The organism is Bacillus sp. NPDC077411 (genome assembly GCF_044543425.1).
GTDB lineage: Bacteria > Bacillota > Bacilli > Bacillales > Bacillaceae_G > Bacillus_A > Bacillus_A bruguierae.
In genome coordinates this window covers 233,834-247,843 of record NZ_JBITWA010000006.1, presented here as the reverse complement: position 1 = coordinate 247,843, position 14,010 = coordinate 233,834, and the positions used below count along the sequence as shown (strand labels likewise).

At 34.0% G+C, this 14,010-nt stretch carries 18 protein-coding genes and 1 pseudogene; 12 read left to right on the top strand and 7 right to left on the bottom strand.

Translation table 11 applies throughout. The annotated features are described in order from the left end of the window. The 7 genes from ACIGHG_RS11155 to ACIGHG_RS11125 all read left to right on the top strand — a co-directional run. The coding region (locus ACIGHG_RS11155; protein WP_396548453.1) for a phage tail spike protein at positions 1 to 1,770 on the top strand (1,770 nt) is incomplete at its 5' end. Beyond that, the gene (locus ACIGHG_RS11150) at positions 1,767 to 3,221 is read left to right on the top strand and encodes a BppU family phage baseplate upper protein (protein WP_396548452.1); all 1,455 of its coding nucleotides are present in this window, start codon (positions 1,767 to 1,769) and stop codon (positions 3,219 to 3,221) included. The genes ACIGHG_RS11155 and ACIGHG_RS11150, both read left to right, overlap by 4 nt. 15 nt (positions 3,222 to 3,236) lie before the next feature. Continuing rightward, entirely contained in the window at positions 3,237 to 3,545 is a 309-nt protein-coding gene (locus ACIGHG_RS11145) for a hypothetical protein (RefSeq protein ID WP_396548450.1), read from the top strand. A gap of 11 nt (positions 3,546 to 3,556) precedes the next feature. Beyond that, a complete protein-coding gene (locus ACIGHG_RS11140; RefSeq protein WP_396548448.1) occupies positions 3,557 to 3,745 on the top strand; it encodes a hypothetical protein in 189 nt (62 codons plus the stop codon). A gap of 48 nt (positions 3,746 to 3,793) precedes the next feature. Beyond that, complete coding sequence (locus ACIGHG_RS11135; protein WP_396548446.1) at positions 3,794 to 4,027, top strand: hemolysin XhlA family protein; 234 nt, start codon at positions 3,794 to 3,796, stop codon at positions 4,025 to 4,027. Between the two features lies 1 nt (position 4,028). Beyond that, on the top strand, positions 4,029 to 4,226 hold the full coding sequence (locus ACIGHG_RS11130) for a hypothetical protein (protein WP_396548444.1): 198 nt from the start codon (positions 4,029 to 4,031) through the stop codon (positions 4,224 to 4,226). Further along, positions 4,226 to 5,242, top strand: coding sequence for a GH25 family lysozyme (locus tag ACIGHG_RS11125; protein WP_396548442.1), 1,017 nt, complete (start codon positions 4,226 to 4,228; stop codon positions 5,240 to 5,242). The genes ACIGHG_RS11130 and ACIGHG_RS11125 overlap by 1 nt, the downstream gene beginning before the upstream one ends. 380 nt (positions 5,243 to 5,622) lie before the next feature. Here ACIGHG_RS11125 and ACIGHG_RS11120 read toward each other — a convergent pair whose 3' ends face one another. Further along, positions 5,623 to 5,934, bottom strand: coding sequence for a hypothetical protein (locus ACIGHG_RS11120; protein WP_396548440.1), 312 nt, complete (start codon positions 5,932 to 5,934; stop codon positions 5,623 to 5,625). Between the two features lie 128 nt (positions 5,935 to 6,062). On the opposite strand from ACIGHG_RS11120, the gene ACIGHG_RS11115 reads away from it, so the two are divergent. Next, the gene (locus ACIGHG_RS11115) at positions 6,063 to 7,151 is read left to right on the top strand and encodes an amidase domain-containing protein (protein WP_396548438.1); all 1,089 of its coding nucleotides are present in this window, start codon (positions 6,063 to 6,065) and stop codon (positions 7,149 to 7,151) included. Positions 7,152 to 7,302: 151 nt separating this feature from the next. On the opposite strand, the gene ACIGHG_RS11110 is transcribed toward ACIGHG_RS11115, so the two are convergent. The 5 genes from ACIGHG_RS11110 to ACIGHG_RS11090 form a co-directional block, all read right to left on the bottom strand. After that, on the bottom strand, positions 7,303 to 7,437 hold the full coding sequence (locus ACIGHG_RS11110; protein ID WP_396548436.1) for a hypothetical protein: 135 nt from the start codon (positions 7,435 to 7,437) through the stop codon (positions 7,303 to 7,305). Continuing rightward, positions 7,434 to 8,528 carry a response regulator aspartate phosphatase gene (locus tag ACIGHG_RS11105; RefSeq protein WP_396548434.1) on the bottom strand — a complete coding sequence of 365 codons (1,095 nt, stop codon included), beginning with the start codon at positions 8,526 to 8,528 and terminating at the stop codon, positions 7,434 to 7,436. The genes ACIGHG_RS11110 and ACIGHG_RS11105 overlap by 4 nt, the downstream gene beginning before the upstream one ends. 173 nt (positions 8,529 to 8,701) lie before the next feature. Beyond that, complete coding sequence (locus ACIGHG_RS11100; protein ID WP_396548432.1) at positions 8,702 to 8,905, bottom strand: hypothetical protein; 204 nt, start codon at positions 8,903 to 8,905, stop codon at positions 8,702 to 8,704. Positions 8,906 to 8,928: 23 nt separating this feature from the next. Further along, positions 8,929 to 9,381: a YrhA family protein gene (locus ACIGHG_RS11095; RefSeq protein ID WP_396548430.1), complete on the bottom strand. Its 453-nt coding sequence runs from the start codon at positions 9,379 to 9,381 to the stop codon at positions 8,929 to 8,931. 21 nt (positions 9,382 to 9,402) lie between these two features. After that, positions 9,403 to 10,746 carry a WXG100 family type VII secretion target gene (locus ACIGHG_RS11090; protein ID WP_396548466.1) on the bottom strand — a complete coding sequence of 448 codons (1,344 nt, stop codon included), beginning with the start codon at positions 10,744 to 10,746 and terminating at the stop codon, positions 9,403 to 9,405. 157 nt (positions 10,747 to 10,903) lie between these two features. Here ACIGHG_RS11090 and ACIGHG_RS11085 point away from each other — a divergent pair, with 157 nt between their 5' ends. Both ACIGHG_RS11085 and ACIGHG_RS11080 read left to right on the top strand, forming a co-directional pair. Beyond that, entirely contained in the window at positions 10,904 to 11,122 is a 219-nt protein-coding gene (locus ACIGHG_RS11085) for a hypothetical protein (protein ID WP_396548428.1), read from the top strand. Between the two features lie 24 nt (positions 11,123 to 11,146). Continuing rightward, entirely contained in the window at positions 11,147 to 11,440 is a 294-nt protein-coding gene (locus ACIGHG_RS11080; protein WP_396548426.1) for a YolD-like family protein, read from the top strand. 17 nt (positions 11,441 to 11,457) lie between these two features. On the opposite strand, the gene ACIGHG_RS11075 is transcribed toward ACIGHG_RS11080, so the two are convergent. Then, on the bottom strand, positions 11,458 to 12,288 hold the full coding sequence (locus ACIGHG_RS11075) for a Fic family protein (RefSeq protein WP_396548464.1): 831 nt from the start codon (positions 12,286 to 12,288) through the stop codon (positions 11,458 to 11,460). A 214-nt stretch (positions 12,289 to 12,502) separates the two neighbouring features. Here ACIGHG_RS11075 and radC point away from each other — a divergent pair. Together radC and mreB are read left to right on the top strand one after the other, a co-directional pair. Continuing rightward, positions 12,503 to 12,808: pseudogene (gene radC, locus ACIGHG_RS11070) on the top strand (RadC family protein); the annotation flags it as partial. Between the two features lie 171 nt (positions 12,809 to 12,979). Beyond that, positions 12,980 to 13,996, top strand: coding sequence for a cell shape-determining protein MreB (gene mreB, locus ACIGHG_RS11065; protein ID WP_336471115.1), 1,017 nt, complete (start codon positions 12,980 to 12,982; stop codon positions 13,994 to 13,996). Positions 13,997 to 14,010: the final 14 nt, after the last annotated feature.

Sequence of the window (14,010 nt, the reverse complement as noted above, 5' to 3'; positions counted from 1 at the left end):
GAAATGTTAAGGCAGTTATCTAAAGATATGTATGACAAACAAAAGGTGGATCAACCAAAAGCCACTTATAAAGTTACTTTTCAAGAATTATCACAGACAGAAGAGTATAAAGACTTTGCAGTCTTACAACGTGTATATATGGGTGATATTGTCACAGTTAGACATGCAGAAGATAACATTGATATTCAAGCAAAAGTTAATTCGTACAAATATGATCCCATCATGGAAGAATACATTGATTTAACGCTCGGTAATTACAAAGAGTTATTCACAGACATAGCCGGAAAAGTAGATCAAATACACGAAAGTATTTCTGGCATGGAAGAATCATTCTTGGATAAGGCAAAAGATACAGCTACTAATTTAATTAATAGCGGTTTTGGTGGTCATGTTCGTGTTTATCCGGAAAGAATCTTGATTATGGATACAAAAGACGAGATGACAGCTAAAAAGGTGTGGCAGTGGAATATAAACGGTTTAGGGTATAGTTCTACAGGCATTAATGGGCAGTATGGACTTGCAATGACAATGGACGGATCTATTGTTGCTGATTTCATTACAACTGGTAAATTAAGCGCGTCACTAGTACAAGCCGGCTTTAATGACTACGGAGATAATGTGAAATTAATGTCTGACGGATTACATGCACGGTTAAACGGTAAAAAATCAATGGTATTAGGATCAAACGGCGTCCTTTCTATTTTCGATAACGATGAAAAATTGATAAGTAAAATCGGTCATGCTTATAAAGGTGATAATCCTAATATTCGCGGTACCGTTATTAATAGCGAACCTGGTAGATTCATTTCGTTAAGTTTTAGACCGGAAAACGGCGGACCTACAGATTATTATCCATATTTAGAAATGGCTGATAATGCTTATTATGGACGTAAAGGAATTTTCGCATTTCAACCGATACAAATGAACGGAAATAAGATCGTTTTCAATGCAAATTCTTCCGGGAATACGAACTATATACAAGAAATGAGTTGGGGTAATTGGGGTTGGCTCAATACAATGGTTTCTACTTATGGGAATATGTTAGCTAACCAAGATGGAAACGGAAACCTTAGCGCCGTAGCGGCAACGATAGGAAAACTTTTTGTTGTATTTAATAATTTTCGCGCGAATCTTGGCGTCGCGGTAGGAACGGCGGAGAAATCTGAAGATTGTGGTATGTATCAAGTGGTTGACAATAGTGTAATGGTTACTTCTAAAGAGAGTGTTCGTTTAGGTAAAACTGACGGTAGTGGAAAAGTTAGTACCTATTTCCAAGTAAACGGAAGCGAAGCAGCTATGTGGGCAAACTTTGACATGAACGGTTGGGAATTAAGAAACGTTGGACGATTGAATGTAACTGGTTCTAAAAATGCAATTCATGTAACAAGAGATGGAGTGAGAGCGACACCAGCGTATGAAACGGCTGAATCTTATCTTGGTGACATCGGCTCATCTAAAACAGATGAAGATGGACAAGTTATTATTCCAATCGAAGAGCTATTTTCCGACACTGTAAACACATCAATTGAATACCAAGTGTTTTTGACATCGTATTGTAGCTCTCATGTGTGGGTATCAGCAAGAGAAGAAGAATACTTTGTTGTGAATTCGAGTGAACCGAATGCAAGTTTTGCATGGGAATTGAAAGCAAAAAGAAGAGGTTTCGAGAGTGACAGACTTGTTTTGCAAGATGAATACGACAACGAACAGATCAAGAAAGTTTTTACAGATATTAAAGCCGATGATTTGGAAGGATGTGAGAAAATATGAAAATAAAATTAATATTGGATGTGAATAAGAGTGAAAATGCACAATTAAATTACATCGTAACTGGTCGTGCCGGAGACGTGGCCAGTAACATCGTTGATGTCTATATTGTGGATGGTGGTAATCCTTATCCACTAACAAACCTTGGTGTTTTTTATGAATGTACGAAGCCAGATAACACCGTTATACGAGATTCAACGGGAGTTAATATAATTGATGCAACAGCTGGTCATTTTGAATATACATTTCCAAAGGAAACATTTAATATACCAGGGCGATCAAAACGAGCGTTTTTCGCAATCGAAAAAGATAAAGTAATCCGTGCTACGACACAGGATTTTATTATCGTTTCATTACCGAATGCACTTGATGGGAATATTCAATCTGCGCAGTATATTTCAGATTTGGAAAAACTTATCGCAGACGGAAATAAAATGCTTAGTGGGCTAAATAGTCAAGCTGCAGCAATGCAGACTAAAATAAATGATCTGAACAAGCAAATATCAACTATGGATGTTGTGAAGAAAACTGGAGATACAATGACAGGTGCTCTTATAAGTACATCTGATCTTCCTGTTATATCTAAAAAAGCAGCTAAAAAGTCATGGACATTACATCATCCTAATACAGATGAATTTATTCTTGCTCCTTCTTTGTCAGCTGATGGAATAGATTGGGACTGGAATCACGGATTTAAATTTTCACCAGATGGAAAGATGTTTCTTAGTGGTTTAGAAGTTGCTACACAAAAGTTTATTACTGATTCATGGAAGCAAAAGTACCAAGTAACTACTGATGATGGTTATTCCATTAATTTAGCTTCTGGTACAGACCTAAACGATATAATTAAAAATGGTTTTTACAGGGGGACTGGGTTAATTAACACTCCAACAAACGATGCATATTGGTACATTCAAGTGTTCGCTCATGCTGATAATAATTATGCCTGTATGCAAGTGGCTTATTCTTTGAATAACAGTAATAATAAATCATTGTATGTTCGTAAAAAAGCTGGCGGAGTTTGGACAAGTTGGGAGCGGCATTTAACATCTTCAGATTTTGGTGGAAATGGGTCAGCTACAACGGCATCTCGTTCTGATCACAATCATGATGATATTTATATAAAAAAGCCAAACAACGATACAGATTGGGTAAATCTCACGCTTATTAATAGTGTAACTGTTGATGGAGGAAAAACACCACGCTATAAACTCCATAACAATGTTGTGTATATTGATGGTGGTGTTGCAGGGATAAAGGATAATACGTCTATTACTACGTTACCGGCAAACATTAGACCGTCTAGGGATTTAACATTTCCATTAACTTATTTAAGTGGAGATGGAAAAAAATACATCGGAGAGTTAACAGCAAGAACCGATGGAAGACTAACGACAGATTGGTTATGGAATACACCACAATCTGCAGCTTTTTGCATTTCATATCATTTATAAGAGAGGACTTAAATTATGAAAGTAGTACACTTATATGATGAAAAAACAGGAGCGTATATTGTTGATGAAATCATTTTTCCTCAATATGATGAGACAACCGGTGAAGAATTTTACGATATCCCTAAAAACTCAACAGAATTACCTTTATTCGTTCCGAACTTGAAGCCAGTGTTTAGAAACGGCGAATGGATTGAAGTGGCAACGCCAGAGGAAATTGAAGAATTCAATAAACCACCAGTTCAACATGTTACCGAACTAAAAAAATTACAGGATAAAGTAGAGTTTTTAGCAGATCAATTATCTGACATAATTCTAGGATTATAGGAGCGATCAGGATGGAACATAGCAAAGATTTTCACACCTGGTATATGTTTTGGTTTTGTGGCGTATCTGTTAACAAATTATTACGTGCCGTTCAAAAGAAATTAATCACAATTGATGAATTTGAAGAGATGACAGGATTAAATTTTTATGAGGAACTAAAAAAAGATGGAACCGTCATTATTGATTGGTTAGAACAATAGGCGTGCAGATGCAGGCTTTTTTATTTTTCAAAAAAAGAGGTGGTCAAAATGGAGGAAATCAACAATTTAAAGCAAGAGATCCAACAAATTAAAGCAGAGCAAAAGGATATGAGAGAAGATATCCGGCATTTAGAAAATCGAACTTTAGGTAACGAAAAGGACATTATTAACATTAACAAACAGCTGGATAAAATTAGTGCCAATACTACCTGGATTCTCCGGATTATCATTGGTGCAATTGTAGCTGGATTACTGGGGTTACTAATGAAAGGTGGAATGTAATATGTCAAAAGAAAATATCAAAAAACGATTTCGTAATTGGCGCACATGGGTGGCGCTTTTTTCATGTGTTGGATTGGTTCTATCTGCATTTGGTATTACGGGGTTTGAAGGTAACTTAGAAAAAGTTCAGCAAGCCGTATATATGCTAGGAATTGCTTTAGGAATTTGGACAGATCATGAAGAAGGAGAGAATAAATAATGGGACACATTGTAGATATTTCAAAATATAACGATAGTATTAATTGGAACGTAGCTGCTCAAAATCTTGATTTAGCAATTTGCCGTGTGCAATATGGTTCAAATAAAGTAGACAAGCTATATAAACAACATGTGGCGAATTTAGAAGAACGAGGTATTCCACATGCAGCATATGCATACGGATGCTATATATCTGTAAACGATGCAATTGTGGAAGCAAGGGATTTCATGGCTCGTGTTAACCCTAACGCTAAATTTTTAGTACTAGATGTGGAAGACGATACTTTAGCAAGTTGTGGTTCTGCTAATCTAGCAAAAGCATCACAGGCATTCATTGATACTTGTAAAGCTGCAGGATGGAAAGTAGGCTTCTATGTATCTCATCATATGTATAGTTCCTATGGATTGCAAAATGTAAATGCTGATTTCCTTTGGATTCCTCGCTATGGTAAAAAACCTGCATATCCTTGCGATATTTGGCAGTATGCTGATAATGCAACAGGCGGTTATGTAGGAGGTATCGGCAACTGTGATGTAAATAAACTTATTGGCGATAAGTCACTAGAATGGTTTATAGGAAATGATTCTCAACTTGCTCCTCCACAAGAAGGAGTTTTAGGGTATCTTACAACGACTGCTGATGTAGCTAATATTAGAAAAGAGCCTAATGTAAATGCACCTATTATGCGTCAAGCTACAAAAGGACAAGGTCATACGTATTATGAGTGGTCATACGATGGCTCTCATTTTTGGTACAAAGTAAATCTTGATAATTGGATGAGAGATGATGTTTGTAAAATCAATAAGGACGGAAAAAGTAAAGGTGTCGTGTGGGTTAATGGTACTGATATAAACCTTAGAAAAGGCGCATCAACTGGCGACCCTGTTATAAATAAAATTACAAAACGTTCTGCTTATGAAGTGCATTATCGTTACGAAAATTGGATTTACGTAATTGGTGAAGGCGTTGAAGGTTGGATGTATTTTGATGAGGAATATGTAAATTGGATTAGATAATCAAGAAATCCGTATTTTTGTGAGATACGGCAACGATTACCTCTTTTTTAATCCACTTGCCAATTTTAGGTGTTTTGAGGGAAGTAACTATACCGAATATGCCTTCAGTATAGTTACTTTGTAAGAGTTTATCATTTTTCTTTACAGAACATGTAAATTCTCATTCTAATTTCATTTTACCAAACATAAAAAACTAAAAAATGGGATTGTAAAGTGCATTTTTCTCTAGTGGTTTCAAAAGAAACATTGCTGTAGGCTAATATGTTTAAAAAGTAAAAGAAAAAATCAGAGATTCTATCAAAGATGTAGTACTTAATTCGGTTATTTATGAACAGTGATGGAAAAGTTATAGGTACTAACTCATATCGTAGAAATTATATTTATTTTTCTTCATATAAGTAATAATTATTGTCTTCTGGGAAATGGAAAATTATTACCTTTCTATTTCCTTTTATAAATTCTAAGGTATGCCCATTTTCACCAAGCGATTTCCATCCCTCTGCTTTTTTTATTGGAAAAATACTATAGTACTGATATAATCCAGGTTTATCCTCTTTAATATATATAGCAGACATTGGAACTGGAAAATCTTTAATTTTAGATTCTTTAGTTTTAAAAAACAGAAATATTAGGCTACTTAAAAATAATACTACTAATACTAGATAAATATATTTTTTTTTGATAAGTTTCATCTTTACTCCCCTATCTTATTAATTATAAATTATATTCTTCGAAAAAATAAGAATATTTATATTTACAAAATAAACCATTTTGTATTAAGATTCAACTGTAGGTAAAAAAAACCAAAAGGGGGATTTTTATGAAAAAAAGGAAGTTTATTTTAGGCATTGGGGTTATTTGTGCACTTGCTATTAGCCCTTTTGAAGCAATACATGCTCAAGAATTAACTACAAAATCAGAGACACAACTAATTCAAAAAAAGAAACAGGAAAAAGAAGATACTACATATGATGCATTTACAATAGGACAAGCTGAAACTATGCTATTAGATTATTTTAAACGGAATAATCTATCTTTAAAACCTGGAACAGAGGAATTCAGAAAATATTTATTTGAACAATTAATGTACGAAAATGACAAACAATTAAAAAATGAACCTCATTACAAATTTATACTTATGTATGCAGCAAGCTATATAAGTGAAAGTGAAGGATACGTTTTAGAATCATCTGAACAAAAAGAACAATCTCTTGCACCTTCTTCTACAGATTCTGTAAAAGAATTTAATATGAATCATGTGGAAAATAAAACAATAAAACAAATTAAGGATGAAAATAAAGAGTTGGAGAATAAAAACGAAATTACAAAAAAAAATATTCTTCCTCAATATGTAATACCACATGAAGGTGGGTATAGTGTTAATACGGCTATTAGTTATGCTATTAGAAATGCTTACGTTACTGAGAATGATAAATATGGATATTATGGAGGAAATGGGGGAGACTGTACAAATTTTGTTTCACAAATAGTAGAAGCAGGAGGTAAATCTATAAATAGACCTTATCATGTAGATGCAAATACTGCTAATACATGGCAAACTACATCATATTGGTATAATGGTATTTGGGTAACACATCCTAATGGTCCTAGATTTAGAAAAGTAACTACAAGTTGGATTAGAGTTTCAGATTTTTATAAATATTGGACACAAAGGATACCATATTATGATACTTATAGTCCTAATTCCGTTTGGAAAGGTGGAAAACCTGGAGATGTAGTTCAATACAAAAATATTAATACTGGAGTAATGTGGCATAGTACATTTATTTCAGGGAGGACGTCAAATGGAGAACCATTAGTTACACAACATAGCGATCCTAAAGTTAATGCTCCTATAGTTTTACCAGAAAATTCATCTTATGCTGTTTTAAAGTTTTCTGATTCCTAAGTAAGTTTTAAAAAATTTAAAACCCATTCTGCTTTTTAGTTTGAATGGGTTTTAATCGTTGTTAGGTTTTAGGTTGACCCCATAAAGAACAAGAATAATTAGCTTCTATAAATAGATTGATTTTCCTTAGTTTCATTCTATTTTAACGATATCAACCACCATGATCTCCATCTGCCAGCTTATTAATAATATCATAGCTATTTATACTAGTACTTTCTTGATGTAAATTACCAATAGATAAAAATAGAATAGTTATCATGCCTATTGAAGCTAATGTTCTTTTCATTTTAATAATTCCTCCTCAAAAGCTTGTTTTCGCGCTTGTGAACTAATATAAAAATATTTGCTTGCTTTCACATGATTACCACTATTGTAATACTTATGAGCTAATACTTCTAAAAATTCGTAAATATAATTATACAATTTTTCCCTATTAAAATATTCAACTCCGGCTATTATTATATCTTCTAATTTATCGATAGATATATTTTCGCTAATGGCTTTTAAAATTCCAAATCGATGTTGGTATTCTTTGATACCAAGATTATTGCATATACTTAAACCTTTATTAAATAAAGTAATTGCTGTTTCGTTGTCCTCGAGTTTAAGTCTTTCTTTTCCTTCAATAAGCATTGCTTTATAATGATTCGGCTTGTGTTTATGAACCTGAGATAAATGTCTAATAGCTAATTCGGACATATTTTGTTCAGAATACATCATGCCAAGATTATGCCTCACCATAATAGTATATTTATCTTCACCAAGTTTTTGAAATATGTCCATTGCTTTAACAAGGTGCTCTTCTGCTAGTTCATACTCTTTTAAATTAATACAACACATTCCTGAGAGATTTTCGCAAAATCCAATATTTCTATCAGAATCATTATGTTTTGAGAATATATTTTTAGCTCTATTTACATAATTTATTGCTTTAAGTGATTCATAAATATCATAATGAAATGCTCCGAGCTTATAATAAAATTCAGCATGTTCAACATCATCTTTAATTAATTTAAGGATCCTCTCTGCTTTATCATAATTATCTTTCGCAATTGTGTAATTGCCAATTGTACTAGCGTGAATGGCTTTGAAGAAATGGTAGTAATAAGTTAGAAGGTTATCTTTTGGAATGTCAAAAGATTCAATTTCATCAAAGCTATTTGCAGATACACCCATGTTATCAATTACATATTGGTATCTAAAATCTAACAAAGAATAATATAATAATAAATTCCGATCCTCTTTCACATCATCAAGTTTCTTATCAATTTCTATTTTTAAAAGATGAGCATTAGAAAGATTTCGTGAACGAATTTCTACATACCAATCATTTAGCAAACTTGTAATCTGTTCATTCCCCTTCACTGATACATTCATAATATCCTCCTCATCCACATAATTGTTAATTAAATATTAACATAATTTGGATAAATAAACAGGGTGGATTAATTGTTTTTCAATAAAAGATAGAATATTCAGTTTTTTTGCTGTAGAATAAAAAAAGGACAAAAAGCCATTCCTTTTTCAAGAGTAGCTTGTCCTTTAATATTTTATTTTTCTTCTTCTTTGTAATTTAGTGCTTCGTCAACTATTTCTTCAGGGGATAATTGTTTAAAATTCCAAAAGATTATATCGCCAGGCGTAGGGTGCGGAACATTTTCCTTAAGTATGTCGATATATTCACTTATTTCATCTTGTGTTCCTTCAAAATTACAAATTTTAGTTACAAGTTCAATAAGTTCTTCTTTCATCATTGTGTTCAATTTAATGCACCGTACTAAATAAGATGATCTTTTAATGCTGCATCAATCATCGTATTGAAATCATCGTATGTTTCCATTACTGTACCAGACGGCTTATCAAGTTCCACATATGTACCGTTAGATAAATTTTTACAATACCACGCTATATCTGAATCACCAAGAAATAGATATATCTTTTGCCACTCATTTTCATACCAAATTTTATTCGTGTCTATAAGCCCATAAATTTGTTCATTTCTTTCTATTTCTAGTAAAGAAGGATCAGCCCCATAAACTACTAGTCCATTAAATTCCAATCCATTCACAGTTTTTAGGAATTCTTCATATTCACCTGGTAGGTCAACATTAAAATTCTCTTTCACGTGTTCTCGTAGTTTTTTAATTTCAATATCTGTTGCAGGTGTATTTAGTTTAAAATTAAATTCCTCTTCTAATTTTTTAATTTCTAAAAGCGTATCTTTCCACATATAAAAACCTTCTTTCGAAATTTATTCCCCTTTTGGATAGATATTATATTTTGGTACTGGCCAATCCATATCCATACTATCTCCATGAGTTAATTCTTTTGTTAGTGTGTTTTGTGTGTTAGTAATAGCCTTATGATATGGATGATTTTGAATCAAAGTTAAATTTTCAAAGTCGTTTGTTCCTCCATCATCTAATGGGAGGTTATGATGTACCTGCCATCCCGTTGGATTTTTTCCTTTTTTCATATTTTCTATCTCAAAATCTGGTATACCTGCTTTTTTAAGTTCGAGAATTTTCTCAGGGTCAGTTGCTAAACTATAGAGAAATTGTTTTCTTACAGTATTTTTGAAAGTCTTTCTAAGTTCTGCTGCTTCTTCTTTAGATCGCTTGGTATAAGTAATTTTATTAACATCAACATCCTTCAAGTGTACGTCCTCACCATATAATTTCCCGACAAAAATGTCACCATCTTTACTACTTTTTGCATATTGATAAGGCGCTAATTTATTCTTAGCTTCTTGATAAACATCACCAAAATTAGATTTCAATACACTTTCTCCACCACCTGCAAAAGCCGGCTCTAAACGACTACCTAACTGAATCTCGGACATAGACGACAAACTTTTTCCCCATCTCGCGCCATTCCCTACAGCGCCAGCACCTTTTGTGACAAGTGCAGCAATTGCAAAAGAAGTCAATCCGTATGCTGTCGCTTCTGTGAAGCTTTCTGCATCCCCATATTCTATGTTTTTTACATACCAATCTGATAAAACATTTCGTATAGCGTACATCTCTTGGACTTCCTCGTCCCACTCACTTTTCAATGTTCCAATAGGGTCATTCCATAGGTCGCCGATAAATTCATATGTATCTTTAGCTTCCTTTTTCTTGTCATCAACATAACCCTCCACAAAGTCCGTAAGCCCATATTTTGCATCTGCCAGTGCGTCCATTGGATCATCAACTAAGTGTCCGAAAAAGTCTGATGTTTGGTTCCATGCTTTTTTAAGTGGGTCAAAAATAGTGTCTCCTGCTGCCCTTCCGCCCCCTCGCTGAAAGGCGTCCCACAGCTTGCCCATCTGATTAAAATCTCCAGCCGCTTTCTCATCAACTTCACGGAATGTTTTTGCAGTTTTCTTTAATTCGAGTTCCAGGTGTTGTAAAAGTTTGACTAAATCGTCCATACTCTTCTTTTTTGAGAAAAACTCATCGAAAAAGCGTTGTCGTGCTATCCCTTCCCAGGACATTTGTAGTTCGAAGGTGACCTGCAAAAGTTCTTGAATGATTCTTTCAATAGATTCTCTTTGTCGTGATATAGAATCTGCAGCTTCTTCCAGTTTATCTGGATTAACCCGTACTTTCACCAATTTACTTATGCCCCCTCTCTGTCTTGTGTATAAAATTACCAATACAAGTATATCAAATTTATAGAGGGGTATTAATATTTAATGGAGAAACTTTACAAACAGAACGTATGTGCTATAATGTATACAAACAAATGTTCTTATGGGGGGTTGTCGCATGAATCATCTACTTAAATATTCGTTCCATCAAAAAATACCTATCGAATTAATTTACTTAAAAGGTTCAGGAGATTTCTCTCAAAGAACAGTGATTGTTAGAAAAATATATGAAGATCGTGTATTGGTGTATTGCATGCAAAAGCAACAAGTAAGAACGCTGAAATTAGCTAATATACTATCAGTTGATAAAGTAAGAACGAACTATCAATATGCTTAAAAGTACATAATGAGGTGATATCACATGTCAACAGCAATTCCAAAACCAACAAAAACGAAAAAGAGCAGTTCAAAGGAATTAAGACCGTATATGGATGAATCCGACCAACAAGCAGCAGCTGAATTGATTCAGTTTGCAAAACAGGATTATACAGAATTAGTATTCACCGTGTATAGAAAGAATAGAGAACCCGAAATTATAAAAGGGAAAATAAGCAAACTTGAACCGCAGTTAGGTAGAATTGTAGTAAGCACACTCAAAGAAGTGCATAAAATTCAATTTATGGATATTTTAAAAGTCGAAACACCTAGGGATTAATGCTGCTAGGTGTTTTATTATGCCCCCATAAAGTCACGATCCCAGAAATACTTGTCCATTAAGTTATTTACAATACCGTTGAAATAAGCGAAGTTACCATTCTTCATCTTTACTCCAGCTTTCACTTTCATCACAAACTCTTTGATTGCACGTATACCAATTTCAATCTCCTGGTTTTTACTAAATGCTTTATCACCTGTTGTATAGTTAATGACTTTGTTGCACTGTCTTACAACCTTCCACAGTTCTTGTATTGTTTTTGAATCTGTATAAAAAGAGCGAACTAAAGAAACAAAACGATCTGGAACCCAATGAGACACGAAATCAGCTTGTTGGATATTATCTTCAGTAGTATTGCTATTATCATTACTATTACGTTTGTTTATATCTTTTATATTTTGTTTTAAGGAAGTAGAAATTGTTTTATTGGTCGGACACTTCTCGGACTTTTTAGCAAGTACCTTGTCGGACACTTCTTCCACAATAGGTTGAATGATAATAGCATTAGCAGTTTGTAGCATATCAGATTTACGTTTCATTTCGATCTGCTTGATTATGCCCAGGTCAACAAGTTTCTTCATTAAACGTTGTACAGTTTTATAAGATACTTCTAGCTTGTCCGCAATCGTATTTTTGCATAGGAAACTAACGCCTACATATTTACAGCTGTGGCGTTTTAAAATTTCAAGTAATGTAATAAGTCTAGATTGTACATCTGCACGTTTAACAGACATACGGATAATATCTCTGTATGTACGAATAGTTTTGTTTAGTTCTTCTAATTCTATAAATGTAGAAAGATTGTGGAAGGACTCTGTACTTGCGACAACATCAATACGTTTCTTCATTATATTTGTCATATTTGTCTCCTTTATGGAAACAAAAAAGCAACAGAATGCCAAATTTAAGCAAACTGTTGCTAGAACCTCTCACGTACTGTAAAATAACACGTGAGAGTACAGCAAGTGTTTGCCTAGTGTAGTTAGGCGGACGGTTAATAAAGTGTTACCAGCACCTTATTAACACGCTGTGCTCTTTTGTTTTGATTTTCGTATTTATGTGAACTTCACATGTTTATATTTAAATACGAAAAATCAAGTGATGCATCGGCAAACGGTATTTATTGGAAGTTTGAATGCCTCGATTGTACATCCGCGCGAGGTGTTCAAGGAAGCTTTTCGCCGCGCTGCTGCTTCTATCATATGTCTTCATAATCACCCTTCAGGCGACCCCACGCCAAGCCGAGAGGATATTGAAGTCACGAAAAGACTTGTAGAGTGCGGAAAAATTATTGGGATTGAAATTCTCGATCATATTATTATTGGTGACCATAAATTTGTTAGTTTAAAAGATAAAGGTCATATTTAAGACTATTTTTTTTCTTTATTTTGTTTTATAATGTGAGTTATGAGTTTTTTGTAGGCTTTCGTCTACACTATAACAAAGAACATGCAAAAACGTTATGTTTTATATAAATATAATAATATTTAAAGCAAAAAATGAGCATTTTTGTTAAAATTAGAAAGGAAGATATATAATATGTTTGGATTTGGTGGTTTTACTCGTGACCTTGGAATAGACTTAGGAACAGCAAATACGCTTGTATATGTAAAAGGGAAAGGTGTCGTTGTACGTGAGCCATCTGTTGTGGCATTGCAAACAGATACAAAGCAAATTGTTGCAGTTGGTAACGATGCAAAACAAATGATTGGTCGTACACCTGGAAATGTTGTGGCACTTCGTCCGATGAAAGACGGTGTTATCGCTGATTATGAAACAACAGCAACAATGATGAAATACTATATTCAACAAGCACAGAAATCAAATGGCTTCTTCTCTCGTAAGCCTTACGTAATGGTATGTGTGCCATCTGGTATTACGGCGGTTGAAAAACGTGCGGTAATCGATGCAACTCGTCAAGCAGGTGCACGCGATGCATACCCAATTGAAGAACCATTTGCAGCTGCAATTGGTGCGAACTTACCTGTTTGGGAACCAACAGGAAGTATGGTTGTAGATATAGGCGGTGGTACAACAGAAGTTGCCATTATTTCTCTTGGCGGTATTGTAACAAGCCAATCTGTTCGTGTTGCTGGTGATGAAATGGACGATGCAATTATTCAGTACATTAAGAAAAACTACAATTTAATGATTGGGGAACGAACTGCAGAAGCATTAAAATTAGAAATCGGTTCTGCTGGCGAACCAGAAGGTGTTGAACCAATGGATATTCGTGGTCGTGATTTAGTGACTGGATTACCAAAAACGGTATCGATTCGTCCAGAAGAAATTGCATCAGCGTTAAAAGATACTGTAGATGCAATTGTTGAGTCTGTAAAAAACACATTAGAAAAAACTCCGCCAGAATTAGCAGCGGATATTATGGATCGTGGAATTGTTTTAACAGGTGGCGGTGCTTTGCTTCGTAATTTAGATAAAGTAATTAGCGAAGAAACAAGAATGCCAGTGCTTGTTGCAGAAAATCCATTAGATTGCGTAGCAATTGGAACAGGTAAAGCGTTAGACAATATCGATCTTTTCAAAAGTGCTCGATAAAATCCATTATTTCA